21 protein-coding genes are annotated in these 23,495 nt (G+C 61.1%); 8 read left to right on the top strand and 13 right to left on the bottom strand.

The features are described 5' to 3' along the window. The first annotated feature begins 44 nt into the window (after positions 1 to 44). The 4 genes from HK22_RS08100 (at position 45) to gltX (ending at position 4,541) form a co-directional block, all read left to right on the top strand. Positions 45 to 1,433 carry a class II 3-deoxy-7-phosphoheptulonate synthase gene (locus HK22_RS08100; protein ID WP_062033665.1) on the top strand — a complete coding sequence of 463 codons (1,389 nt, stop codon included), beginning with the start codon at positions 45 to 47 and terminating at the stop codon, positions 1,431 to 1,433. Continuing rightward, on the top strand, positions 1,433 to 2,647 hold the full coding sequence (locus HK22_RS08095) for a nicotinate phosphoribosyltransferase (protein ID WP_086648908.1): 1,215 nt from the start codon (positions 1,433 to 1,435) through the stop codon (positions 2,645 to 2,647). Before HK22_RS08100 ends, HK22_RS08095 begins: the two co-directional genes overlap by 1 nt. Then, entirely contained in the window at positions 2,644 to 3,108 is a 465-nt protein-coding gene (locus tag HK22_RS08090; protein ID WP_062110661.1) for a hypothetical protein, read from the top strand. Before HK22_RS08095 ends, HK22_RS08090 begins: the two co-directional genes overlap by 4 nt. A 98-nt stretch (positions 3,109 to 3,206) precedes the next feature. Further along, complete coding sequence (gene gltX / locus HK22_RS08085) at positions 3,207 to 4,541, top strand: glutamate--tRNA ligase (RefSeq protein WP_086648907.1); 1,335 nt, start codon at positions 3,207 to 3,209, stop codon at positions 4,539 to 4,541. Between the two features lie 49 nt (positions 4,542 to 4,590). On the opposite strand, the gene HK22_RS08080 is transcribed toward gltX, so the two are convergent. From HK22_RS08080 to cysS, 4 genes are read right to left on the bottom strand one after another with little or no spacing between them, the layout of a single operon-like run. Next, a complete protein-coding gene (locus tag HK22_RS08080; protein WP_086648906.1) occupies positions 4,591 to 5,475 on the bottom strand; it encodes an aldose 1-epimerase family protein in 885 nt (294 codons plus the stop codon). A 13-nt stretch (positions 5,476 to 5,488) separates the two neighbouring features. Next, on the bottom strand, positions 5,489 to 6,481 hold the full coding sequence (locus HK22_RS08075; RefSeq protein WP_082780247.1) for an ion channel: 993 nt from the start codon (positions 6,479 to 6,481) through the stop codon (positions 5,489 to 5,491). A 4-nt stretch (positions 6,482 to 6,485) separates the two neighbouring features. After that, on the bottom strand, positions 6,486 to 7,262 hold the full coding sequence (locus tag HK22_RS08070; RefSeq protein ID WP_062033653.1) for an RNA methyltransferase: 777 nt from the start codon (positions 7,260 to 7,262) through the stop codon (positions 6,486 to 6,488). 2 nt (positions 7,263 to 7,264) lie between these two features. Next, positions 7,265 to 8,623 carry a cysteine--tRNA ligase gene (gene cysS / locus HK22_RS08065; RefSeq protein ID WP_086648905.1) on the bottom strand — a complete coding sequence of 453 codons (1,359 nt, stop codon included), beginning with the start codon at positions 8,621 to 8,623 and terminating at the stop codon, positions 7,265 to 7,267. A gap of 85 nt (positions 8,624 to 8,708) precedes the next feature. Here cysS and HK22_RS08060 point away from each other — a divergent pair, with 85 nt between their 5' ends. Next, the gene (locus HK22_RS08060; RefSeq protein WP_077802401.1) at positions 8,709 to 10,106 is read left to right on the top strand and encodes an MATE family efflux transporter; all 1,398 of its coding nucleotides are present in this window, start codon (positions 8,709 to 8,711) and stop codon (positions 10,104 to 10,106) included. Here HK22_RS08060 and HK22_RS08055 read toward each other — a convergent pair. Beyond that, the gene (locus HK22_RS08055) at positions 10,060 to 11,274 is read right to left on the bottom strand and encodes an MFS transporter (protein WP_086648904.1); all 1,215 of its coding nucleotides are present in this window, start codon (positions 11,272 to 11,274) and stop codon (positions 10,060 to 10,062) included. The genes HK22_RS08060 and HK22_RS08055 overlap by 47 nt on opposite strands. A gap of 99 nt (positions 11,275 to 11,373) precedes the next feature. Next, entirely contained in the window at positions 11,374 to 11,844 is a 471-nt protein-coding gene (locus HK22_RS08050) for a BON domain-containing protein (RefSeq protein WP_062033644.1), read from the bottom strand. Positions 11,845 to 12,209: 365 nt separating this feature from the next. Between HK22_RS08050 and rpsD the strand changes: the two genes are divergently transcribed. The 3 genes from rpsD (at position 12,210) to HK22_RS08035 (ending at position 15,159) form a co-directional block, all read left to right on the top strand. Then, entirely contained in the window at positions 12,210 to 12,827 is a 618-nt protein-coding gene (rpsD, locus tag HK22_RS08045; RefSeq protein WP_062033641.1) for a 30S ribosomal protein S4, read from the top strand. A 165-nt stretch (positions 12,828 to 12,992) separates the two neighbouring features. Beyond that, a complete protein-coding gene (locus HK22_RS08040) occupies positions 12,993 to 13,397 on the top strand; it encodes a hypothetical protein (protein ID WP_233142490.1) in 405 nt (134 codons plus the stop codon). 214 nt (positions 13,398 to 13,611) lie between these two features. Next, positions 13,612 to 15,159 carry a peptide chain release factor 3 gene (locus tag HK22_RS08035; RefSeq protein WP_086648903.1) on the top strand — a complete coding sequence of 516 codons (1,548 nt, stop codon included), beginning with the start codon at positions 13,612 to 13,614 and terminating at the stop codon, positions 15,157 to 15,159. A 38-nt stretch (positions 15,160 to 15,197) separates the two neighbouring features. Here HK22_RS08035 and mtnK read toward each other — a convergent pair whose 3' ends face one another. The 7 genes from mtnK to HK22_RS08000 all read right to left on the bottom strand — a co-directional run bounded on the left by mtnK (position 15,198) and on the right by HK22_RS08000 (position 23,404). Further along, a complete protein-coding gene (gene mtnK / locus HK22_RS08030) occupies positions 15,198 to 16,385 on the bottom strand; it encodes an S-methyl-5-thioribose kinase (RefSeq protein ID WP_086648902.1) in 1,188 nt (395 codons plus the stop codon). Beyond that, the gene (locus HK22_RS08025; protein WP_086648901.1) at positions 16,382 to 17,080 is read right to left on the bottom strand and encodes a hypothetical protein; all 699 of its coding nucleotides are present in this window, start codon (positions 17,078 to 17,080) and stop codon (positions 16,382 to 16,384) included. Before HK22_RS08025 ends, mtnK begins: the two co-directional genes overlap by 4 nt. A gap of 69 nt (positions 17,081 to 17,149) precedes the next feature. Further along, positions 17,150 to 17,992: an endonuclease gene (locus HK22_RS08020; protein WP_086648900.1), complete on the bottom strand. Its 843-nt coding sequence runs from the start codon at positions 17,990 to 17,992 to the stop codon at positions 17,150 to 17,152. 17 nt (positions 17,993 to 18,009) lie between these two features. Continuing rightward, positions 18,010 to 18,693 carry a carbonic anhydrase gene (locus HK22_RS08015; protein WP_062033621.1) on the bottom strand — a complete coding sequence of 228 codons (684 nt, stop codon included), beginning with the start codon at positions 18,691 to 18,693 and terminating at the stop codon, positions 18,010 to 18,012. Between the two features lie 117 nt (positions 18,694 to 18,810). After that, the gene (gene alaS / locus HK22_RS08010) at positions 18,811 to 21,450 is read right to left on the bottom strand and encodes an alanine--tRNA ligase (protein ID WP_086648899.1); all 2,640 of its coding nucleotides are present in this window, start codon (positions 21,448 to 21,450) and stop codon (positions 18,811 to 18,813) included. 82 nt (positions 21,451 to 21,532) lie between these two features. Continuing rightward, positions 21,533 to 22,096 carry a GtrA family protein gene (locus HK22_RS08005; protein ID WP_062033617.1) on the bottom strand — a complete coding sequence of 188 codons (564 nt, stop codon included), beginning with the start codon at positions 22,094 to 22,096 and terminating at the stop codon, positions 21,533 to 21,535. 168 nt (positions 22,097 to 22,264) lie between these two features. Further along, positions 22,265 to 23,404: an OmpA family protein gene (locus HK22_RS08000; protein WP_062033616.1), complete on the bottom strand. Its 1,140-nt coding sequence runs from the start codon at positions 23,402 to 23,404 to the stop codon at positions 22,265 to 22,267. Between the last annotated feature and the right edge of the window lie 91 nt (positions 23,405 to 23,495).

The following is a 23,495-nucleotide window of genomic DNA, read 5'->3' as shown; positions in this document are numbered from 1 at the left end:
GCCCCCCGCAACTCCTGCATTCACATCCTTCCGGAGGGCATTTGATGCACCCCTCGAGCCAGACCCCGACGTCCACCAACACGATGTCCTGGTCTCCTGCAAGCTGGCGTTCCCGCCCCATCGTCCAGGCTCCATCCTATGCGGATGAAGCGGCGCTTGCTGCTGTCGAAGCTCGTCTGCATCGATATCCACCGCTGGTCTTTGCGGGGGAAGCCCGCCGTCTCAAGACGCGTCTGGCCGCGGCGTCGCGCGGGGAGGCCTTCGTCCTGCAGGGCGGCGCCTGTGCCGAGAGCTTCGACGAGTTCACCGCCGACATCGTGCGCGACACATTCCGCGTCCTGCTCCAGATGGCGGTCGTGCTAACCTTCGCCGCCAAGGTTCCGGTCGTGAAGATCGGGCGCATGGCCGGACAGTACGCCAAGCCGCGCTCGTCCAATACCGAGACGATCAATGGCGTGACGCTGCCGTGCTATCGCGGTGACATCATCAACGGCCCGGAATTCACGCCCGAAGCCCGTATTCCCGATCCGCGCCGTATGGAAACCGGATATTTCCAGTCCGCCGGCGTGATGAACCTGCTCCGTGCTTTCGCGCATGGTGGTTACGCGAACCTGCATCAGGTCCATAGCTGGAATCTGGGCTTCGTGGAGCGCTCGCCGCTCGCCGCGCGCTATCAGGATCTGGCCCATCGCATTGACGAGACGCTGTCCTTCCTGCGTGCCTGCGGGTTCGACGGCTCGGCTTCGCAGATCGACGAGACGGAGTTCTACACGTCTCACGAAGCCCTGTTGCTGCCGTATGAACAGGCCCTGACCCGCGTGGACAGCACGAGCGGCGATTACTATGACTGCTCGGCACATTTCCTGTGGATCGGTGACCGCACGCGCCAGCCGGACGGTGCGCATGTTGAGTTCCTGCGCGGTGTGCAGAACCCGATTGGTATCAAGGTGGGCCCGACCACGACGGTTGCGGATCTCGAGAAGCTGCTCGAAATCCTGAACCCGAATGACGAGGCCGGTCGCATCACGCTGATCTCGCGCATGGGCAAAGACAAGGTGCGCGAGCATCTGCCGCCGCTGCTCGATGCCGTGAACCGCACGGGCCGCACCGTGACCTGGCTGTGCGATCCGATGCATGGCAACACCACGACCACGTCCAGCAAGATCAAGACGCGCTCTTTCGACAACATCCTTGGCGAAGTGCTCGGCTTCTTCGATGTCTTCGAGGCGGCAGGCCGTCGTCCGGGTGGCATCCATCTTGAAATGACGGGTCAGGATGTCACGGAATGCATCGGCGGCGCACAGTGCCTTACCGAAGACGATCTGGCTGGTCGCTATGAAACATTCTGTGATCCGCGCCTTAATGCGGAGCAGTCCCTTGAAATGGCCTTCCTTCTTGCTCAGGAATTGACGGGACGAGCAGGAAAGAAATAATGACCGCTTCCGATCCCCAGAAGACTCCACAAGCCGCGCTCCGGCGCGCGCTTGGCACTCTCGGCCCGCTGGACGAGAAAACCATCGAAGCGCGGACGGACGCCTATTTCGGGCGAACGCGGCACATTGTGGAGCATTTCGGGGATTCCCGCGTCACCTATGCGGTGTTCATCCGCCGTCCGGTGATTGCGGCCTGCGGTCTGGTCACGCAGTGGCTGAAGAACGTGGCGGAAGCGCAGGGCTTCGACCTTGACTGCCGGGAAATGTACGCCGAAGGCGAGTGGGTCGGCGCGGGTGAACCGTTACTCTACCTGAGCGGCAGTTTCAGCCGTCTGGCGCCGTTGGAAACGCTGGTGCTCCAGCGGATCGGCTCGACCTGCGTGGCCGCACATAATGCCTATCAGATGGCCATGGCACTGCCCTCCATCCCGTTCCTTGCCATGGACGCCCGTCACTGCGCGGGCTTTGAGATGCAGGAACAGATGGCCTATGCAGCGGGTGTCGGCTCCCGCGCGGCCCGAAAGGAAGGCGCACGCGGCTTCATCGGCAACGCCAATGACGCCACGGCTGGTTTCTTCGGTCTCGAGGCGGGCTTAGGTACGATGCCCCATGCCCTGATCGGTTATGCAGGCTCCACGCTGCGTGCGGCGGAGATGTATGACGAGGTGTATCCGAATGATCCGCTGACGGTTCTGGTGGATTACTTCGGACAGGAAATCACGGATGCGCTCGCCGTCTGCCGCCGCTTTCCCGAACGTGCTGCGAAGGGTCATCTGAGTGTCCGTCTGGACACTCATGGCGGTCGCTTCCTTGAAGGACTGGACCCCCAGACCTCATATGGTGTGCTTGAGCGTCACACGCCGGGCACCATCCGCCGCTACCGTTCCGATCAGGAGCTGCGCGATCTGGTGGGAACGGGCGTGTCGGCGGCAGCAATCTGGCGCATGAGGGAGGCTCTGGACCATGCAGGGTTCCATCATGTCAGGATCGTTGCGTCTTCCGGATTCAACGTCGCCAAATGTTCGACGATGCGGGACGCTCATGCCCCGATCGACGTGATCGGCAGCGGGTCCTTCATTCCCGACCGCTGGTCCGAAACCTATGCAACGGCTGATATCGTGGCCTATGACGGGCAGCCCCGCGTCAAGCTCGGACGCGAGTTCCTGCTCCAGAAGGTCCGTGACAGCCACGAGACATCCAAGGACATTTCATGACCGACGATACGATTGACCCTGTCGAAGGCGCCTCCGAAAACGGCACTGAGGCGGGGACGTGGAACGTGCGCATCATCGACCTGTCAGGCGCGACGGAAGGCGAGGATGATACGGTCGAGGTGGTCAAGGACTTCATCGACCTGATGCACGCCAACGCCTATGCCCGCGCCTATGTTCGCGACAGCATCGAGCGCTGCCGGACGCCGGGTGCGAGCAGTAAGGAAGTTATCGAGAACTGGCTGGCGTTCGGTGAAAACGCCGAAGTCGTGGATGCCGGCGAAGATGGCTGGAAGTCCTCCACCGAGCTCGAAGACTTCGCGGCCAGCCGCGCCACGCCGATGGAGCGTGACTGGCGCGCCATTGATCCGCGTCGCCTGGTCGACGACGAGGAAATCAATGGTCCGCCGGATGAGGATGATGACGAAGATGACGAAAACCGTCACGAAGTGATCCGTCACTGAATATCCGGCACGAAGGATGGGGAGGCTCCCCATCCTTTGCGCGGCCTTCCTGAAAACCCGCTCTGGCAACGCGGCGCATCATGCGGCATTAAGGCGTCATGAAACTGCGCTTCGCTCCGTCCCCGACCGGTTACCTGCATGTTGGCAATGCGCGCCTTGCCGTCGCCAATTTCCTTTTCGCACGCCATAACGGCGCCAAGTTCCTGCTGCGGATCGACGATACCGATACCAGCCGGGGCAAGCCCGAATATGAAGAGGCAATCGGCAAGGATCTGTCCTGGCTGGGGCTGAAATGGGACGAATACGTCCGCCAGTCCGAGCGGCTAGACCGTTATGCCGAAGTTATTGAAAAGCTGAAGGCAACAGGCCGTCTTTATCCCTGCTTTGAAACGGAATACGAGCTGAACGCCAAGCGCGAAGCCCGCATCCGCTGCGGCAAGGCACCGATCTACGATCGTGCCATGCTCAAGCTTACGGCCGATCAGCGTGCCCGTGCCGAAGCCAACGGCAAGACCCCGCACTGGCGCTTCCGCCTCAGCGATGGCAGCCGCAAATGGAACGACCTCGTCATGGATGAGTGCTCGGTCAAGCTGACGGCCATTTCCGATCCGGTTCTGGTGCGCGGGGACGGCACAATCCTGTACACGCTAGCCTCCGTGATCGACGATCTGGATCTGGGGATCACCCATATCGTCCGTGGTGAAGACCATGTGACCAATACGGGCGTGCAGATCGATATTGCCGAGGCACTGGGTGCAAAGCCCAACCGTTTCACCTTCGCGCATCTGCCGCTGTTGCTGGATTCCGATGGCGGGAAGCTGTCCAAGCGGTTCGACTCGCTCGCGCTGAAGTCCCTGCGTCAGGACGGGCTGGAGCCGATGTCGATCGTCTCCTATCTCGCCCGCGTGGGATCGTCAGATGATCCGCAGGTCATGACGATGGACGAGGCCATCGCGGCCTATGACATCTCGCATGTTTCCAAGTCGGCCGCGCGGTTCGACATGACGCAGCTTCTCGCCCTGAACCGTCGCGCGCTGCACAGCCTGCCGTTTGAGGCCGCGAAGGCACATCTTCCGCCGGAAGCTGACGAGACGTTCTGGAACGCGGTGCGCGGAAACGTGGACCTCTCCGCCGAGATCCCGCACTGGTGGGATGTGGTGCATGGCACGATCGTCCCACCCTCACAGCCGGAAGACCGTGAGTTTCTTCAGCAGGCCCTCGACACCCTTCCCGCCGAGCCGTGGGGTGAGGACACCTGGAAGGACTGGACCAACACGCTCAAAGAAGCTTCAGGCCGCAAGGGGCGTACCCTCTTCATGCCGCTGCGTCTGGCCCTGACGGGTGAAGATGCCGGTCCGGAACTGCACGTTCTGCTCGGCCTGATGGGGCGCGAACGCACGGTGGCCCGTCTGCGGGACGCCATTCAGGCCTGACCCTGTTGCCCCGTCGCGCTTTTCAACAACCGCGACGGGGTCGATCTCTTCAGATCGCCTTGACAGACCAGAACGCCGTCCAGCTTTCGCCCGGCTTCAGATGTAACAGGCCGGGTTTCTGTGAAAAATCGCCCTTGAAGCCCACTGGCGTCGCATAGCCGTACCAAGGCTCGATGCACAGGAAATCGGCTCCGGGTTTCGTCCATAGGCCAAGTTCTTTGAAGCCGCCCCAGACGAACCGGATGCCCGCTCCATCCGGGCCGACCATGTCCACGGACCGGCTTTCGGGTTTCTCAAGGATGAGCGCGTCTTTTTCAAAAAGCGCATCCGTCAGCGCAAGCACGTTGTCCAGGACCGGCGTATGCTGCTTTTCAGGTAAAAGCAGTCCGTCAGCGTCAATGCGCCGGACGGGCAAGGGTTCGTCATATTCAAAAACCAGCCTGTAGCTGTCTTTTGCCACGCCCTGCTTCAGCGGCCAGCGGAAGGCCGGATGCGCGCCGAGTGAGGCATGGAGCGTGCTGGCGCTGTCCGGATTATGCAGATGATACGAGACGCGCAGGGTGTTGTTCTCGATCAGATAGACCAGTCGCAGCCGGAAGGCGGACGGGAAGATCGCACGGCTTTCGACGTCGTCCACCAGTTCCAGCGTGCAGCCTTCCGACGTCCGCGCGATCCAGCGGAAGACCCGGTCCCGCGCTAAGCCGTGCTGTTTCAGTCTGACGGGGGCGCCATCGAGCGTGATCTCATGCTCGGGGAGCCTGCCGATGATCGGGAACAGGACCGGCGACTGTCTCGGCCATGCCGGTCCTGCGTTCCAGAGCAGATCGTCCGTCCCGTTATGCAAGGCGACCAGTTCGGCGCCATGGCTCCTGACCGAGGCCTTCAGCAGGCCGGTCCCGAAATCATGTCTGTCGTCCGTCACGATATCCGTCATGGGATGTCTCCTGTCAGGGGGTAGGATCAGGCGTTTGCGGCGTATCGCCCGGCTCGGTCGTGTGGAAGCGACGGAAATCGACCTCCACGCGTCCATCCGGACGATTGGCGATCATATCCGAAAAACGGTAGCCGTGTTTCACATGTCCGATTTCGTAGGCATGACGGGCGAAAACGGTCTGGGACGAGATTTCGTCCGTGCCGTCCATCGTGATGATGATTTCCGCGTTCTGATCAATCAGCGTCTCGGCTGACAGACCGAAAAGCGGGCTCTGTGCGTCGATCAGATGGGTCGCGTTCAGACTGATGCGAAAGATCGGCATATGGGACTGCACCAGCGTAAGCCGGTCGAACCGCCGGACCAGACGTCCGCGCTCGTCCGGCATAAGGCGCGTGAGCGTCATCTCGATATTGGCGGACAGGATCAGGGTGCGGCGCTGGTTGGCGATGCGGATCGTAAGAGTGGGGATCACGTCGTCATAGGAGACGACCGCCACATGACTGAAGAGCACGCGGGCGCGGGGGCGGGAAAAGCGGGCGAAGACCAGCCCTGTGGCGAGCGCGTTCAGCATCATGCCTGCCAGAACTTCGAACGAGACGATGGTGTTCGTCAGGCGTCCGACGGGCGACATGGTGCCGTAACCGACGGTCGAAATCGTTTGAACGCTAAAGAAAATATCGTCGAGGAAATCCCCGTCCGCAATGCCGCTGACGCTGTGCGGGATGACGTAATACATCAGCGCAAAGGCGATATTGATGACCAGATAAAGCCCGATCGAGGCCCAGAAGAACATGAACCAGCTCATGGTCATCAGGGTATGATAGAGGTCTCCAAGAGCGCCGGAATCCAGACCTGTGCGGATGATGTCGCTGCGGCCGTTCTCTTCGAGGACATGCGCCCGGATCCTGTTGACCGTCTCGACGACGGTGGGATGTCCGTGCTGTGATTCTGGCGCCCCTGGATCAGGTCGGGCTTGCATCCGTTTCCGGTGGCGCCAGTGAATCATGGGGTCAGCTCCTGTTCCTGCGAGCGCTGCTCAGTTCGCTGACAACGCCGTGAAGGGTGCGAAGCTCCTGTTCCGTCACTTCGCCTCGGGTGAAGAAATGACGCAGGTTCCGCAACATTCCGGGGCGTTTCTGCTCATTTCTGAGGAAATTGGTCTCATCCAGATCGCGGACGAGGTGGGACATGAAATTCTCCATCTCCCCCTTCGTCGCCACATGCGTCTCGTTGGTCATGAGTTCGCGCGGTGGCGTCATGTCTTCGGTCAGGAACCACTCATAGGCCATGATCAGCACGGCCTGTGCGAGGTTCAGCGACATGAATTTCGGGTTGAGCGGATAGCGGACCAGCGTATCGGCGCGGGCCATATCCTCGTTATCCAGACCGGCGCGTTCGGGCCCGAACAGAATGCCGGTGCGCAGGCCACGGGTGGAGGCGACACGCAGTTCGGCGGCGGCACCTCGCGCAGTCATGACCGGCTTGACCACATGGCGCGGGCGCGGGCACGTCGCGAAAATGCGGTGCAGGTCGGCCACGGCATCGTCCACCGTCTCGAACACCTGAGCCGCGTCCAGGATCCGGTCCGCGCCCGAGGATGCATACCAGGCGCGTTCCTGTGGCCAGCCGTCGCGCGGGGCGACAATGCGCAGATGGAACAGGCCGCCATTCGCCATGGCGCGCGCCGTCGTACCGATATTCTCGGCAAGCTGCGGGCGTACCAGGATCACAACCGGATCAAAATCTCCAAGGGGGCCGATATCCGCCCCGCCGTCACGTCCGGTCATGGTTACGCCTTCCGCCAGGTTGTGCCACCGGGGCCGTCTTCAAGGGTAATGCCATCTGCCGCAAGCTGCGCACGGATGGCATCGGCGCGGGCGAAATCGCGGGATTTGCGGGCTGAAAGACGCTCTTCGATCAGCTTTTCGATGGCGCCAGCATCCACACCGGACTGGAACCACTCTGCAGGCGTCACATTGAACAGACCCAGCATTTTTCCGGCGGCCAGCAGGCTTGAGGCAGAATCCTGATCGCCCTGCATGGCGGTATCCGCCAGCGGGTGAAGGGCGGCGATGGCCAGCGGCGTATTCAGATCATCGCATAGCGCGTCCATGACCGCTGCCGGAACAGCGGCACCCGGCTGGGCATCGCCGCGTTCAAGGGCACGGTACAGCCGGTCCAGAACCCGACGGGCTTCCTCCAGCTTGTCCCAGCTGAAATCCAGCGTGGAGCGATACTGCGCGCCCAGATAGAGCAGGCGCAGCGGCTCTGCGGGAGAGCGGTCCAGCACTTCGCGGATCGTGAAGAAATTGCCGAGCGATTTCGACATTTTCTCGCCGTTCGACAGCAGCATCCCGTTATGGACCCAGTGCGTGGCGAACCTGCCATGCGGATGGCAGCACATCGACTGCGCGCGTTCGTTCTCATGATGTGGGAACAGCAGATCGTCTCCGCCGCCATGAATGTCGAAGCTCTCGCCCAGATAACGGTGTGACATGGCCGAGCATTCGATATGCCAGCCCGGACGTCCGCGCCCATAGGGGCTGTCCCAGCCCGGCAGATCCGGCTCGGAGGGCTTCCACAGCACGAAATCGCCAGGATCGCGTTTGTAGGGCGCGACTTCAACACGGGCTCCCGCAATCATGTCATCGAGCGAGCGGCCGGACAGCGCGCCATAGGACGGGAAACTGCGGACTGCAAACAGCACATGCCCTTCAGCTTCATAGGCATGTCCGGTTTCGATCAGCTGCGCGATCATCTCCAGCATATCGTCGATATGATGGGTGGCGCGGGGCTCGATATCGGGCGGCAGAATGAAGAGCGACGCGAGATCTTCATGAAAGGCCTGCGTCGTGCGTTCGGTCAGGGCGGAAATGTCCTCCCCGTTTTCCTTTGCGCGCGCGTTGATCTTGTCGTCCACGTCGGTGACGTTGCGGACGTAAGTGACGCGCGGATACAGCGTCCGCAGCAGACGGATGAGGATATCCGCGCACATCATGGCGCGCAGGTTGCCCAGATGCGCGCGGTCATAGACGGTCGGTCCGCAGAAATAGACGCGCACATTCCCGGGATCGAGGGGCGTGAACGGTCGCTTTTCGCGAAGATGGGTGTCGTGCAGGCGGAGCACGTGTGCAGCAGGATCGGCCATATGCCGATCAATGCGCCAGCCTTGGTTCAGGTGCAACAGGCTTTGTTACTCTTGTCGGCAGGTTTGACGCCTGTATTAGGAGGGCATGAGCAGCACCTTTTCCAGTCATCCGCCGTCCGATCCGACAACCCCGCGCAGCCATGCCCTGACGCTCGTGCGGATTGCGCTGCCGCTGGCCCTGTCACAGCTCTCCGAAATGGCGATGGGCGTGACGGATACGGTCCTGCTCGGTGGTCTCGGGGTGACGGAACTTGCCATTGGCGGCCTGTCCAGCACGTTCTTCTTCACGACGATGGTGACGTTCCAGGCCGTTCTCGGCGGGGCAGGAGTGCTTCTGTCACATGGACGTGGCGCGCAGGATCATGGCCGCACGTCCCATGACGGGCGCAGCGTCATGAGCGCGACGCTCGCGCTCGCCATCGCGGTCTTCATTCCGTGTGCCCTGCTGCTGGCATTTTCAAAAACCATCTTCACTTCCATCGGCGAACCGGCGGAAGTGATCACGCATGGCAGCCGCTTCATTGATATTCTGCTGCTGTCACTTCTGCCTGATCTGGCCGTTATCGGGGTGCTGCGTGTCGCGCTGCCGGCGCTGGGCGCCGAGACGCTGCTGCTCTGGATCATGCCGGCCATGGCGATCTGCAACGGGCTGACCAATGCGGCGCTGATCCACGGCTGGGCGGGGCTTCCCGCGATGGGGCTTTACGGTTCCGCAACGGCGACGACCCTGACCGGCTGGGTCGTCAGTTTTGCCCTGTTCGGCCTCTGTCTGACCCATGAGCGCGTGCGGGCGGTGCTGAAGCCCGCGCCTGTGCAGTGGGCTGTCATGAAGGATCTGCTGAAGCTGGGCGGTCCCATGATGATGGGGGCGGCGGCCGAAATCCTGATGTTCCAGATCACCAGTCTGCGCGCCGGTGAGCTCGGAACACACAGCCTCGCGGCCCATCAGGTGGCGGTCAATGTCAGTTCGCTGCTGTTTATGGTGTGTCTGGCGATCGGTCAGGCGACGAATGTGCGCGTGGCGTACTGGCGGGGAGCGGGCCGCATGGAGCAGGGGCGTCGTGCGGCTCTGACCGGAATCGGCATCGTCCTGATGTGGAGCTTGGCCACTTCCTCGCTACTGCTGCTCTGGCCGGAAAAGATCCTGCCGCTCTATTTCTCGAATCGTGCGCCGGACCCCGAAACCACGGCGCTGGTCGTGACGCTTCTCAAAATTGCGGGGCTCTACCAGATCGCGGATGGCCTGCAATGCGTCTTCAGCGGCGCACTCCGGGGCTGCGGAGACGCCGTGACGCCGATGCTGATTGCCGTGGCAAGCTATGGTCTGGTCGGTCTGGTGTTCGGAGGATGGCTGGCCTTCCACCAGCATGTAGGCGTGGAAGGCCTCTGGATCGGCATGGCGCTGGCGCTGGCCACGACCTGTGTGGCCTTCGGGATCAGGCTGCTTCGCGTGATGCGCAAGCCCGTGCCTGCCACATCGTGAGTCCGTAGATCACCAGTCCCAGCGCAGAGAACAGCGCCCCGCCCCAGCCAACGGATCCCAGCCCGAGCCCTGAGCTGACCAGCACCGCCCCCAGCCATGCTCCGAAGGCATTGGCGAGATTGAACGCCGAATGGTTGAGCGAGGCGGCGAGGGTCTGTGCATCCCCGGCGACTTCCATCAGGCGGGTCTGGAGGGCAGGGGAGAGCATGATGATCCCGGCCGGAACCAGAAAAGTGACTGGCAGCATGGCGTAGGGCGAGGGCAGTAGCAGCCAGAACCCTAGCATGAAGACAATGCTTGCCGTCAGGGAGACGATCACCGTCCGGTCGATGCTGCGGTCAACCATGGCCCCGCCAAACGCATTGCCCGCCACCATGCCCAGTCCCCACACGACCTGATAGACGGCCACCAGCCAGCCCGGAAGCTGTGTGACCTCCGTCAGGCCGGTCGTCAGGAACGTGTAGATCCCGAAAAGCCCGCCAAACCCGACCGCGCTGGTCAGCAGCGTCAGCAGAACCTGCGGGCGTTTGAACGCACCGAGTTCGGTCAGTGCGGTTGCGCCCGGATGCGGCCTGTCACGCGGTGCGAAGAACCAGATCCCCACAAAGCATACGGCGCCCAGAGCCGCGATCGTGCCGTAGGCCACGCGCCATCCCACGTGATTGGCGGCATAGGTCGAGAGGGGCGACCCGATAACAGTCGAAATCATGATGCCCGACAGCACCCGTCCGACCGCCCGTCCGCGTCGGGCACGCTCGACCATCGACGCGCCGATCAGAGCCGAAACGCCAAAGAAAGCCCCGTGAGGCAGGCCCGTGATGAAGCGCATGAGTTCGATGCCCGCGAAGCTGGGCATCAGGATGCTGCCTATATTGCCCGCAATGAACAGGCATAACAGGCAGAGCAGGAGCGTGCGGCGTGGCAGGCGCGCGCCCAGGATCGCAATCAGCGGGGCACCGATGACGACGCCCATGGCATAGGCCGAAATGGCCCAGCTTGCCTGCGAAATGGTGATGTTCAGGGAGTGCGAGAATTCCGGCAGCAGACCCATCATGGCGAATTCGCCGGTGCCGATGGTGAATGTTGCCAGCATGAGGGACAGCATGGCCGGTCCGACACCGTGGGGTGGGCGCACCCGTTCGACGTCGAGAGGTTCGATGGAGTCCATAAGGGGAATTCCGGGAATGGAGGTCAGGACCGTCCTGCCAGTACCGGATCGTGAAACGTTGTCGCGGCTCCCCATCTCGGAGGAGCCGCGACGAACAGATCAGTTCTCGGTCGGCAGTCGGATGGTCTGACCCGGATAAATGTCATCCTTGGCTGTGACAAGCGGTTGATTTGCGTCAAGCAGCTCATCGCCGGTGATGTCCTGCGGCAGCTTGTCAGCCACTTCGTCCAGCGTTTTGCTCGTCTTGATTTCCAGAAACTCCGGCTCCGGCGTTCCGGCCGGAACGGCGATTTCGGCTTCAACCGCCGAGACGCCCGCGACATTGCCTGCCGCAAGGATCATCTGGTCGCGGTCCTTGGCGTTGTCCGCCTTGCCGCGCAGATAGATCGTGCGGTCGTCGATCACCAGATGGGACATGTGCATCTGGGCGAGGCCGAATCTTTTGAAGGCACGCTTGATGACGCTCTCCCCGGGCTTGGGGGGCAGAGGCGCATCAAGGGACTGCACCAGTCCTTCGAGGGAACCTTCGCCGATACGGCCGGCTTTGGGATTGAAGCGGTAGGTTTTCATGCGGAAACTCGAAAAAACGTGTTGCTCCCCTTCAGGAGTGCTCGGGAAAAAGCGAAGGGGAGTTCCGGACAGTTAGCGCAGCCGGAGTTGATGTGGTTGCGTACTTTCCGCGCCCCCACTGCAAGAAAATGACATGGCTTGCAAGCAGGTTTTGATTGACCCCGTCCGGGGACTCCTGTAGGCGCGACGGCACAGCCGGAAACGTGGACGTACCGGCCGGTCCAACAGCGCGGGAGTCTGCAATCCCGCCGGTCCGGCATCTGGGTGCGCGCCCGCCCTTTCCAATCCGGGAGAGGGCCTACCGGCACAACAAAACGGACCGCCATGCAGCATGGGGCGGTTCTGATGAGTACAGGGGTCAACCCATGTCAAAGCGTCTTGAGAGCAAGTACAAGATCAACCGTCGCCTCGGCGTCAACCTGTGGGGCCGTGCCAAGTCCCCGGTCAACCGTCGCGAATACGGCCCCGGCCAGCACGGTCAGCGCCGCAAGCAGAAGCCGTCCGACTTCTCCATCCAGCTGATGGCCAAACAGAAGCTCAAGGGCTACTACGGCAACATCAGCGAGAAGCAGTTCCGCAAGTATTATGACGAAGCCGTTCGTCGCAAGGGCGATACGTCCGAGAACCTGATCGGTCTGCTCGAGCGTCGTCTGGACGCCGTTGTGTACCGTCTGAAGTTCGCGATCACGCCGTTCGCATCGCGTCAGTTCATCAGCCACGGCCATGTTACGGTCAACGGCAAGAAGGTGAACATCCCGTCCTACCTCGTGAAGGAAGGCGACGTCATCGAAGTCCGCTCCACCTCCAAGCAGCTCGCCATTGTGCTCGACGCTGTCCAGACGGGTGAGCGCGACACGCCGGAATACGTTGAAGTCGATCACCGCCAGATGAAGGGCACGTTCCTGCGTGTTCCCGTTCTTTCGGACGTGCCGTACCCGGTGCAGATGGAACCGAACCTGGTCGTCGAGTTCTACTCCCGCTGATCCTGAGCCGGGCTTTATTGCCCGGATCGGAATGCGACCGGAAAAAGCCGGATGGGTTCTCCCATCCGGCTTTTTTTTTGTGCCCGAGCCGCAGGCTGCCGTATCCTGTTGCACGGATAGTCTACTGGTCATTACTGTTGCATGACGTTTGCAAAGGATCCGGGGATGCGCGCTCTTACCGCTGGGGGATTATGCCTGATGCTTCCGGCGCTGATCAGTGCGCCTGCCCTTTCCCGAGGGATCAATACTTTTGTCCCGCCAGTGCACGTCCCGGTCGACCTTCCACGGAATTACGCCGTGACGTCTGCGCAAACCTCTGAAGGTTCCGGGCATTATGTGGACGCCCCGCAGGCACGGGCCATGGCGCCGCCCCCACTCCGTCTCACGCGTGCAGGAAAAGCCTGGCAGTTCCTGCGCAGCGTTCTGCCCGGCGGGAAGGGAGATATCTCTAATTCTGGCAGTCTACATGACCCTGTTTCAGGGAGCGCCATCGGGAAATTCGGCGAGGCCTATGCAACATCCGGCCCGATGGGAAGCGGGATCGCACCCCATGGGAACACCGTGGACTAGAAAGAGGTGCCGCCAAACCGGCATTTCCCGGAAGAGTAGCCCTCCGGTCTCTTGACGGGGAAGGGGTCCTTCTGCACATTGCCGCCTCCCGATGGAATAGGCTTCGATCAGGGTTGTCCTCTGCTTCTGCTGCCCGGTGATCTGCCTGCCTGGGCACTCTGTCTGGGCACCATGAAGGTTCCAGTCCCGGGTCTTTCTTTTTACCGGAGGCATCATGTCAGAGGCGTTGAGCGCAGAAATTAACCGCGAGATCGCACGTCGGCGCACCTTTGCCATCATCTCCCATCCGGATGCCGGTAAGACGACCCTGACCGAACGCATCCTGCGGGCGGGTGGTGCGATCCAGATGGCGGGCAATGTCCGCGCCAAGGGTGAGCGCCGCCGCACGAAGTCCGACTGGATGGGCATCGAGCGCGACCGTGGCATTTCCGTCGTAACCTCTGTCATGACCTTCGAATATGGCGACTGCGTCTTCAACCTGCTCGACACGCCGGGCCATGAAGACTTCTCCGAAGACACCTACCGTACCCTGACGGCCGTGGATTGTGCGGTCATGGTCATCGACGCTGCGAAGGGTATTGAAGACCGGACCCGCAAACTGTTCGAGATCTGCCGCCTGCGCGACATTCCCATCGTTACCTTCATCAACAAGATGGACCGTGAAGCACAGGACTGTTTTGCGCTGCTCGACGAAATTGCCAACACGCTCGCGCTGGACACGTCTCCGGCCACATGGCCGATTGGACGCGCCGCCAAGTTCATTGGCACGTACGATCTGCGGACGCAGACAGTGCATACGAAAGAGCCCGTCGGCGAAGACGACCCCCGTATCATCCAGATGCGCGAGGAAGTCGAGCTTGCCGAAGCTGCACTGCCCCTGTTCGATCGGGAGTCCTTCGATGCGGGCCATCTGTCTCCGGTATTCTTCGGCTCGGCCATGAAGGAAATCGGCGTGACGGACCTGCTCGACGCGCTTGTGGCTTACGGTCCCGCACCCCGCGCGCAGCAGACCGAAACCCGCGAGGTCAAGGCTTCCGAAGATCAGGTTACGGCACTGATTTTCAAAATCCAGGCCAATATGGACCCGAACCATCGCGATCGTATGGCCTTCGCCCGCGTCTGTTCCGGTCGTCTGACCCGCGGGATGCGGCTGAAGCATGTTCGGACCGGCAAGCAGTTCGCCCTGCACACGCCGCAGTTCTTCTTTGCCCGTGACCGCCAGCTTGCCGAAGAGGCGTTCGGTGGTGACGTCGTCGGTATTCCAAATCACGGCACATTGCGGATCGGCGATACGCTGAGCGAGAGCGAAGACCTGCGTTTCACCGGCGTGCCGCACTTCGCACCCGAAATCCTGCGGCGTGTCCGTCTTGATGACGCCATGAAGGCCAAGAAGCTGCGTCAGGCCCTCGTGGAACTGGCCGAGGAAGGTGTTGTCCAGCTTTTCCGCCCGCAGGACGGCCTTTCGCCGATCGTGGGCGTGGTTGGAACGCTTCAGCTTGACGTGCTCCAGTCCCGTCTTCTGGGCGAGTATGGTGTGACCATCGGCTTCGAGAGCACGCCTTATTCGCTGGCCCGCTGGGTGACCGGAGACCGCACCAAGATCGAGATGTTCCAGGACATGAACCGCTCCGCCATGGCCGATGATCTGGATGGAGATCCGGTTTTCCTCGCAACATCCTCCTTCATGATGCGCCGGACTATCGAGATGAACCCCGATCTGGCGTTTCACGACATCAAGCAGATCGGCATGTCAGCCGCCTGAGAGGAAAACCCCCGCTCTGTAAGGAGCGGGGGTTTTTCTTACAGTCCCATCAGGGACAGGATGTCGGCAAAAGATCGCAGCGGCGTCCCCTGCACAACCAGCGTCCGTCCGATCTGGAGCGCCTTCTGGCGTGCGAGCAGGCGCGCTGCATCCGTGTTGCACAATCCATAATCGGCGACCTGTGCAAAGCCAACTGTGCGCCGGATCATCTCGAGCCCGCAGAACCCTGCCGTATCGCGCAGGATGCCGTTCAGGAATGTCTCGATCAGGTCCTGACGAGCCGCAGGGCCGGAAAGCGCCCACAGATCGCCACCTTCCTTCGAGAGGCTAGAGCGCAGTTCTTTTGAGAAGCTCTGCCAGAAGGCCAGCATTTCGCTTCGAAGCATCGTAGCCTTGTGGGGTGCTGCGCAGAGATGCAGCGCCAGATTGCCCAGATAAAGCCCGCAATCGAATCCGATCGGCCCCATCGTCGCGAATTCACCATCAATGACGCGCACATCCGAACCGTCCAGCATGATGGAACCGGTATGCAGGTCGCCGTGAAGGAGCGCCTGTCTTACCGTCAGAAAGCGCTCCTGAAGTCGGCCGACAGCAAGATGCAGCGTCTGGTCGTTCTGAAGCGCTTTCACATCCTCACACAGACCGGCTTCCGGCGCCGGATTGCGGCCGCAGACGCGATACGGGTCCGTCAGGATCAGATCGACCGTAATGCGGGTGAGGGCGGTATTGCCGGAGAACTGCTCCAGCAGGCGCGCGCCCGTTTCGAATGGCTGGTTCACCCATCCCGTCGCCTGCACCGTTCTGGCGACATACGTCCCGATGACGGCAGAAAATCCCGGCACGGCCCGATCCGCGATCAATGCCGATCGCAGGACTTCATGGACCGTCAGGCATTCCATGACGATCAGAAACAGATCGGCATCATAGGCGAACAATTCCGGCATCAGCCCCGGAACTGCAGGCGCCACAGTCTGCATATAGCGCGATTCATACAGAGCCCGCTCCAGCGGCATGGGCCAGTCCGGCGCCACGCGGACATGAGGCAGCGCCTGTTTGCAGCACAGTGCCCCCGTCGGACCCGTGACCAGAAATACCGTGTTGAGGTTGCCGTCGCTGACCTCCCGGATGGTCCAGTCCGCAGCCTCACCTCCAAGCCGCTCTGGTAGATCCGGCTGCTGTGCAAGCCATTCCCGCAGCCCTGTAGCGTCCAGAATACGATAGGTCATCGGTTTTGCTCCAGCATGGCAGACAGGGTTGGGACGAGGGGGGCGGGTAGTGTCATCTCAGGCCGGATCAGCATCAATGTTTGATATTCCGCATTGCCCAGACGGCTGCAACGCTCTTTCAGCGTTTCGAAATCCAGCGAGGTGGTGATGTTCATCCCGACATCCACGATATGCGTCTGCGGATGTTCGCAGGCCAGAAGACACGCTCCGACCTGACATGCCACATCTGTCAGCCCCAGTTCTTCAAGACATTCCGCCGCCAATTGTGCGGCCAGATCAATCCGGGTTTCACCTTCGCGGCTTTCCACATTCCCTGCTGGCGCGCCCTGCCAGTATCCAGGCAGATAGATGGAGTTCTCCGACCGCTGCCCGATCACGATCCCGTCCGTTGTTCGCAGCAGTCCTACAACCGCCAGTGGACGCAGAACTTCGGGTCCATAAATATCAGGGTCCCGCATCTGGGCCAGAACCCGCCGGTATTCCGACCAGTGCCCGCTGATGATCTCTGCTCCGATCACGTCGGCACAGAAAACGCGCCCGTTATAGAGCGTGGGATGTTGCGCAAGTGCTGCGTTCCAGTGAGATGTCACACGGCTTTCGATCTCCGGAGGCAGTTCCGGCATTTCCCGCTCAACCTGAACCCTGACCTGAGGGGCTAAAGGGGTCACGAACCATGCGGATCGGAAATCTGGCATCGGTCGCTCCGGACAGGACGGCGGAAAGAGCTCTTTCATGGACCGGAACCTCCGGGCCCGCAACGCCTCTCAGGGCATGTCCAGCCGGACCGAAACCGGGCAGTGATCCGAAAGTCCGGCGGGGATCGTATCGTTTCTGTAAGTCATGACCCGCAGGCTGTCCGGCACGAGCCAGTTGCGTGCGGCATTGCCCAGCAGGATATGGTCGATGAAATATTCGCCGCCCCAGCAGGGACTGGCCTTGCCCGCAGTCGTCAGTGTCACGGGCGTTTCAGTCTCGATCTGCTGCATCAGGGGGTCATGCAGCGTCAGGCGCCGGTTGAAATCTCCCAGAACGGCATAGGCCTCGCCCTCGTCCTGTCGTTCGAGCATCCAGTCCTGCATGACGCGAACCTGCTGGTACAGGGTAGGGCAAGAGTGCTGGCGCTGGTTCAGCGGCTGGTCCCAGCATCCCGTCTTGAAATGCACGACCAGCAGGCGCAAAGTAGCATGCGCGTCGCTGATGGTGACATCCAGCCCGCCGCGTAACTGATGAGGTGCGTCTGGAGCAGCAACATTGAGGGCAGAGAGTTCTTCATTGACTGTTACATGCAGATCGCGCCGTACGGCGACCCCCACCCTCTGCACCACCGCATCAGGCGTCATGACGATCTGGTATGTTTTGGGGCTGAAAACGCGGGAAGCGACGATCGGACCGTCCACTTCCTCAAAGGCCACAACATCTGAATCCAGATGTCTGGCATAGGCCGCGAGCTTTGAAAAATCGCGATGCTCTCCACCTGGAACATCATCGGGCAGCGCCTCATCGCCCGAAGGGCGCAGGGTCAGCCAATCCATGTTCCAGGTCGAGAGTTTCAGAATATGTGCTGAAGCCGTTCCCATGCTGCCGATCCCGATGAGACCGGCCAGCATGGAAGCAGTGGCCTGTTTCAGGCCGCCTGTCCTTCGGTGGCGCACATTTCCTCAAGCACGTTCTCGACGGAGCGTGTCTTGCGGGTGCTCTCATCAATGATGAGGATCTCGCCCTTGGGAATATCGTAGAACCAGCCCTGAAGCTTCAGTTCGCCCTGCGCCAGTGCCCGTACGACGGCAGGGTGGGTGCGAAGATGCACAAGCTGGAGCATGACGTTGTATTCGGCCAGAGAACGGATATCTTCCGGACCGGCATCTTCGGCCTTGAGATTCCCAAGGGCCGCCCGGGCCGCTTCGCCATGACGCATCCAGCTCTTGACCGTCGGAAGATTGTCCAGCTTTGGGGAATTCAGATCCATCAGGGCGCCCATGGCGCCACAGTTGGAATGCCCGCAGATAATGACGTTCTTCACCTTGAGCGCACCGACCGCATATTCGATCGCGGACGATACTCCACCTAGCATTTCGCCATAAGCCGGCACGATATTGCCGACATTGCGTACGATGAACAGCTCACCCGGCTCTGTCTGGGTGATGAGACTTGGGCTGATCCGGCTGTCTGCGCAGGTGATGAACAGGGTTGATGGAGACTGGCTGGAGGCCAGGCTCTCGAACAGTTCCGCACTCTCGGGATAAACGTCGGTTTCGAATTTCCGGACGCCGCCCAGCAGTTTCGCCAGAGTATCACGACCACAGGCCATGGTGTTCTCCTTCATCTTGAACTACCGGGCAGTTAGAAGGCTTTATCAGGACAGGTAAAGCATGATTCCGGCCAACCCATGCTTTGTCACTGCCCTGACATACCATGATGCGATTGCTTATGCTGCTCCCAATGTCGTGCGCAGCATTGCAAAGACCACATCCGCATTGGCATCCGGACCGCCAGCCTGAGCCATATCCGGCCGTCCGCCGCCACCTTTTCCGCCCATTAGAGCAGACGCCTCACGGACGAGCTTGACCGCATCCAGACGGTCCGTCAGGTCTTTTGTCACGGCAATCACAATACTGCCACGACCATCGGCATTGGACATCAGCGCCACCACGCCGGACCCGATCTGCTGGGAGATGCTTTCTGCCAGTCCTTTGAGCTCCTTGGGGCTGACATCTCCCAGATCGCGCGCCGAAAGCGTGATGCCGTTGATGCTTTCCGTGGCGCTCGCTCCTTCGCCGGTCGCCAGCTTGCGCTGAAGATCGGAAACCTGGGACGTCAGGGATTTGCGCTCTTCCAGCAGTGCGGCCACGCGGGCGGCAGCGTCGGTCACGGGAACCTTGAGCAGATCCGCGATCTGCTTCAGGCGGTTCTCGGTTTCCAGTGCCAGCGCTTCCGCTGCCAGACCACAGACCGCCTCGATCCGGCGTACGCCAGCCGAGACACCGCTTTCCGACACGATGCGGAACGGTCCGATCTCGCCCACGCGGCCCACATGCGTGCCACCGCACAGTTCGATGGAATAGGCCGTACGATCATCGTCGCCCTTGCCCATCGACACCACGCGGACCTCGTCGCCGTATTTTTCGCCAAAGAGCGCCATGGCGCCTTCCGCAACGGCTTCTTCCTGCGTCATCAGGCGCGTCTCGACCGGAGCATTCTCGCGGATGCGGGCATTGACCTCCGCCTCGACTGCCGCAAGTTCCTCCTCCGTCAGCGGACGTGGCTGGCTGATATCGAAGCGCAGACGCTCCGGTGCATTCAGACTGCCCTTCTGTGTGACATGGGTTCCGACCTGGCGGCGCAGGGCTTCATGCAGCAGATGGGTCGCGGAATGGTGGCCACGAACCGCCGTGCGACGGGCATGATCAATCTCGGCATGAACCGCCATGCCCGGCTTCAGCGTACCTTCGACAACCTTGCCGTAGTGCACGATCAGATCGCCGTTACGCTTCTGCGTATCCGTAATCTCGACGCGCAAACCAGAAGCCGTCAGCGTTCCATGATCGCCGACCTGACCGCCGCTTTCGCCATAGAATGGTGTCTGGTTCAACAGGATCGCAACCGTATCGTCGCTGACAGGCGCCGAAGCCAGTTCGTCATTGCCGCGGAAAATGCCCTGCACTTCCGCATCGGCCTTTTCCGAAACATAGCCGAGGAACTCGCTGGGGCCGTGCTTGTCCCGCGCATCGAACCAGACCGTCTCGGCAGCGGTGTCGCCCGATCCGACCCAGGCCGCACGCGCGCGCTTGCGCTGCTCGGCCATGGCGGTTTCAAAGCCGCTTTCGTCAACCGTGCGTCCCTTTTCGCGCAGGGCGTCCTGCGTCAGGTCGAGGGGGAAACCGAACGTGTCATACAGTTTGAACGCCACATCACCGGGAAGGGCTTCCGTCTCACCCAGACGATCCAGTTCGTCGGACAGAAGCGTGAGGCCGCGTTCCAGGAGGGCTGTGAAGCGTTCTTCTTCGCCTTTCATCGTCTGGGCAATGAGTGCCTGATGCTGAACCAGTTCGGGATAGGCCGCGCCCATCTGCTGGATCAACGCCGGGAGCAGGCGATAAAAGACGGGTTCTTTCGCGCCCATCATATGCAGATGGCGCATGGCGCGACGCATGATACGACGCAGCACATAGCCACGTCCTTCCTTGGACGGCAGGACGCCGTCGGCGATCAGGAAAGCGGTAGAGCGCAGATGGTCGGCGACAACGCGATGGCTGGCCTTGAAAGCACCATCCGCGTCCTGATGCATGACATCGGCCGAGGCTTCGATGAGCGCTCGCATTGTATCGGTATCATAATTGTCGCGCTTGCCCTGCATGATCGCGGCAAAGCGCTCCAGTCCCATACCGGTATCAATGGAAGGCCGGGGGAGAGAATCACGAGAACCGTCCGGCTGATCGAGGAACTGCATGAACACGAGGTTCCAGATCTCGACAAAGCGGTCGCCATCTTCATCCGGGCTTCCCGGAGGACCGCCGAACACGCTGTCGCCATGATCGTAGAAAATCTCTGAACACGGACCGCACGGTCCCGTATCGCCCATCCGCCAGAAATTGTCGGACGTGCCGATGCGGATGATCCTGTCATCGGACAGACCAGCAATTTTCTTCCACAGTTCTGCTGCGTCTTCGTCTTCCGCATAAACGGTGGCGAGCAGCTTGTCCTTGGGAAGGCCAAAATCGCGGGTCAGCAGCGTCCAGGCAAATTCAATGGCTTCGGGCTTGAAGTAATCCCCGAAGCTAAAATTTCCCATCATCTCAAAGAACGTATGATGGCGCGCCGTGTATCCGACATTGTCGAGATCGTTGTGCTTGCCGCCTGCGCGCACGACTTTCTGCGCCGTGGTTGCGCGGGAATAGGGGCGGGTTTCCTGACCGGTGAAGACGTTCTTGAACGGCACCATGCCAGCGTTGGTGAATAGCAGGGTCGGGTCGTTCTGCGGCACGAGGGACGCCGAAGGAACGATGCGGTGGCCCTGCGCACCGAAGTATTCGAGAAAGGCCGATCTGATATCGTTGGTGCTGGTCATGATAAGGGAGCGTCAGTTCCGGGAAGACAGGGAAATATGCTGTCTGTCCTAGACTATTGTGGCCGCCTTGGAAATGCAGCCGTCAGTCAATGCGGTCATGCGATCTGAGGCTGTGATCCTGAAGGCCCGACAGGTCCGGTTCGGGTTCCGGTGCTGTCAGTCCGGCGGCGGGGATTTCTACAGCCATCTGGACGAGTTCCAGCGGAGTTTCCGGGGTCTGAGCACGAAAGACGAGGCGTCTCGAAAGATTGAAATTGGCAACCATGCCGCACAGCGCTCCCGCCGCCAGCGCCAAGGCAGGAAAATGCACGGTCAGCGGAACCGTAGCGTATAGAAGGAAAACCATTCCGCGGTTGAGGAGAAAGCCGAACGAATTGGCCAGCAGGAATCGGAGCCATTGCAGGATCATGTGCTGGTTGTCGGCGGCTGAGAGCCGGAAAGTCCAGAAGCGGTTGAGGCACCAGTTTCCGGTGGCCGCGACGAAATAGGCAATCAGGGTTGCTGCGATCAGTCCTGTCGGCTGGCGCAGCAGGGAGACGGTTCCCCAGTCCACAAGAAATCCGATTGCACCCACGGTACCAAAGCGCAGGAACTGGTCAATGACTTCCGGGCGGCTGCGCGGATAAAAGATACGGCTGCGTCGCAAGGAGTATGTCTCCGGTGGGGCGGGTTGGGATGGCTCTAGCGTGCTGGGAAAGAGGCATGCAAGGGCGTTCTGTTTTCAGTCCACATGAGCGCATAAAAAAAGGCGCCCCGAAGGACGCCTTTTTTCCGAAACCGAAGTCGAAGACCCCGGCGTCAGATCATGTCTGAATTACTTCAGGATGATCTCGACGCGACGGTTCTGCGGCTCGCGGGTGTTCGGGCCGGTCGGAACCAGCGGGTTGGACTCGCCGTAGCCGTGGATGTCGATGGCAGCAGCCGGAACACCGTCACGGATCAGTTCAGCCTTCACGCTGGAAGCGCGACGGTTGGACAGGGCGAGGTTGTACTTCTCGCCGCGCGGGCCCGGATGGGCAGCGGAGTTATCCGTGTAGCCGTTGACTTCGATGCGCGTCGTCTGGACGTGCGTGGAAGCCTGAGCTGCCTGGGCAACGATCTCACGGGCGCGGCCCGTCAGGTCAGACTTGTCCCAGTCGAAGAACACGAGATACGTGCGGGCCGGGGTCGGAGCCGGCGGAACGATGACCGGAGCCGGCGGCGGCGGCGGGGGAGCCGTGTCGAAGGCATAACGCAGGCCCAGGATGAACTGGTGCGAGAAGCGCTGGTCGAAGTTCACGTTGCCCTTGTGGACGCCAGAACCGTTATACGCCGTGGAGCGATAGGGGCCGTCCGAGAACGTCTGACCGATGAAACGGTATTCGGTGGTGACAGCAAGGCCCGGAACATTCGGGATGTCATAGGCTGCACCGACGATGCCCTGGTACGCGAAGCTGCCCTGCGTTCCGCCCATGCGGTTCACATTGCCGTTGTCGTACTGGGTCGTGGTCGGGTTGTAGTGCTGCCACAGGTAGCCAGCGCCAACACCAACGAACGGCGTGACAGGAACGTTCAGGCCAAAGTTGGCGAGATCAATGTCATACAGGACATTGACGAGACCGCCATAGGCCTGATCGGAACCACGGGTGGAACCCGTTGCTGCAGTGTGGGCGCGGTGGTTGATCTGAGAGTAGTTGTACAGACCCTCAACTTCAACGCGCAGACCATTGCCGAAGCCCCAGCCGAATGCACCGAAACCGGTGAAGCCGTCATGGTGACGGTACTGGGAGCTGGAACCGGCATTGCTGCCTGTGCCATCGGCCTGTGTCGTCGGCGAGAAGTGACCGTGCTGGTTCTGGACCAGATTGTACCCACCACCCAGGTCGACATAGGGGCCGGTGATCGTGCTGGCCATGGCAAGCGACGGTGCGGCGACCATCGACGTCATGGCAAGGAGTGCCGTGCGGAGACGCATGTTTTCGTCCTCTTAGTGACTAACGTTCGAGCCGTTGGAAAATGCTTTCACCAACGGACCCAGCGCGATGCATAAGCGCATATAGAACTCA

The sequence above is a fragment of the Gluconobacter sp. DsW_056 genome, assembly GCF_002153595.1.
Lineage (GTDB): Bacteria > Pseudomonadota > Alphaproteobacteria > Acetobacterales > Acetobacteraceae > Gluconobacter > Gluconobacter albidus.
Note: the sequence above shows the minus strand (reverse complement) of the source record. Positions and strands in the feature narration are given on the sequence as shown.

What these genes read in the sequence shown, in the direction of transcription:
- HK22_RS08100 (WP_062033665.1), top strand. Translation starts at nt 45, where the DNA reads ATGCACCCCTCGAGCCAGACCCCGACGTCCACCAACACGATGTCCTGG.
- HK22_RS08095 (WP_086648908.1), top strand. Translation starts at nt 1,433, where the DNA reads ATGACCGCTTCCGATCCCCAGAAGACTCCACAAGCCGCGCTCCGGCGC.
- HK22_RS08090 (WP_062110661.1), top strand. Translation starts at nt 2,644, where the DNA reads ATGACCGACGATACGATTGACCCTGTCGAAGGCGCCTCCGAAAACGGC.
- gltX (WP_086648907.1), top strand. Translation starts at nt 3,207, where the DNA reads ATGAAACTGCGCTTCGCTCCGTCCCCGACCGGTTACCTGCATGTTGGC.
- HK22_RS08080 (WP_086648906.1), bottom strand. Translation starts at nt 5,475, where the DNA reads ATGACGGATATCGTGACGGACGACAGACATGATTTCGGGACCGGCCTG.
- HK22_RS08075 (WP_082780247.1), bottom strand. Translation starts at nt 6,481, where the DNA reads ATGATTCACTGGCGCCACCGGAAACGGATGCAAGCCCGACCTGATCCA.
- HK22_RS08070 (WP_062033653.1), bottom strand. Translation starts at nt 7,262, where the DNA reads ATGACCGGACGTGACGGCGGGGCGGATATCGGCCCCCTTGGAGATTTT.
- cysS (WP_086648905.1), bottom strand. Translation starts at nt 8,623, where the DNA reads ATGGCCGATCCTGCTGCACACGTGCTCCGCCTGCACGACACCCATCTT.
- HK22_RS08060 (WP_077802401.1), top strand. Translation starts at nt 8,709, where the DNA reads ATGAGCAGCACCTTTTCCAGTCATCCGCCGTCCGATCCGACAACCCCG.
- HK22_RS08055 (WP_086648904.1), bottom strand. Translation starts at nt 11,274, where the DNA reads ATGGACTCCATCGAACCTCTCGACGTCGAACGGGTGCGCCCACCCCAC.
- HK22_RS08050 (WP_062033644.1), bottom strand. Translation starts at nt 11,844, where the DNA reads ATGAAAACCTACCGCTTCAATCCCAAAGCCGGCCGTATCGGCGAAGGT.
- rpsD (WP_062033641.1), top strand. Translation starts at nt 12,210, where the DNA reads ATGTCAAAGCGTCTTGAGAGCAAGTACAAGATCAACCGTCGCCTCGGC.
- HK22_RS08040 (WP_233142490.1), top strand. Translation starts at nt 12,993, where the DNA reads ATGCGCGCTCTTACCGCTGGGGGATTATGCCTGATGCTTCCGGCGCTG.
- HK22_RS08035 (WP_086648903.1), top strand. Translation starts at nt 13,612, where the DNA reads ATGTCAGAGGCGTTGAGCGCAGAAATTAACCGCGAGATCGCACGTCGG.
- mtnK (WP_086648902.1), bottom strand. Translation starts at nt 16,385, where the DNA reads ATGACCTATCGTATTCTGGACGCTACAGGGCTGCGGGAATGGCTTGCA.
- HK22_RS08025 (WP_086648901.1), bottom strand. Translation starts at nt 17,080, where the DNA reads ATGCCAGATTTCCGATCCGCATGGTTCGTGACCCCTTTAGCCCCTCAG.
- HK22_RS08020 (WP_086648900.1), bottom strand. Translation starts at nt 17,992, where the DNA reads ATGCTGGCCGGTCTCATCGGGATCGGCAGCATGGGAACGGCTTCAGCA.
- HK22_RS08015 (WP_062033621.1), bottom strand. Translation starts at nt 18,693, where the DNA reads ATGGCCTGTGGTCGTGATACTCTGGCGAAACTGCTGGGCGGCGTCCGG.
- alaS (WP_086648899.1), bottom strand. Translation starts at nt 21,450, where the DNA reads ATGACCAGCACCAACGATATCAGATCGGCCTTTCTCGAATACTTCGGT.
- HK22_RS08000 (WP_062033616.1), bottom strand. Translation starts at nt 23,404, where the DNA reads ATGCGTCTCCGCACGGCACTCCTTGCCATGACGTCGATGGTCGCCGCA.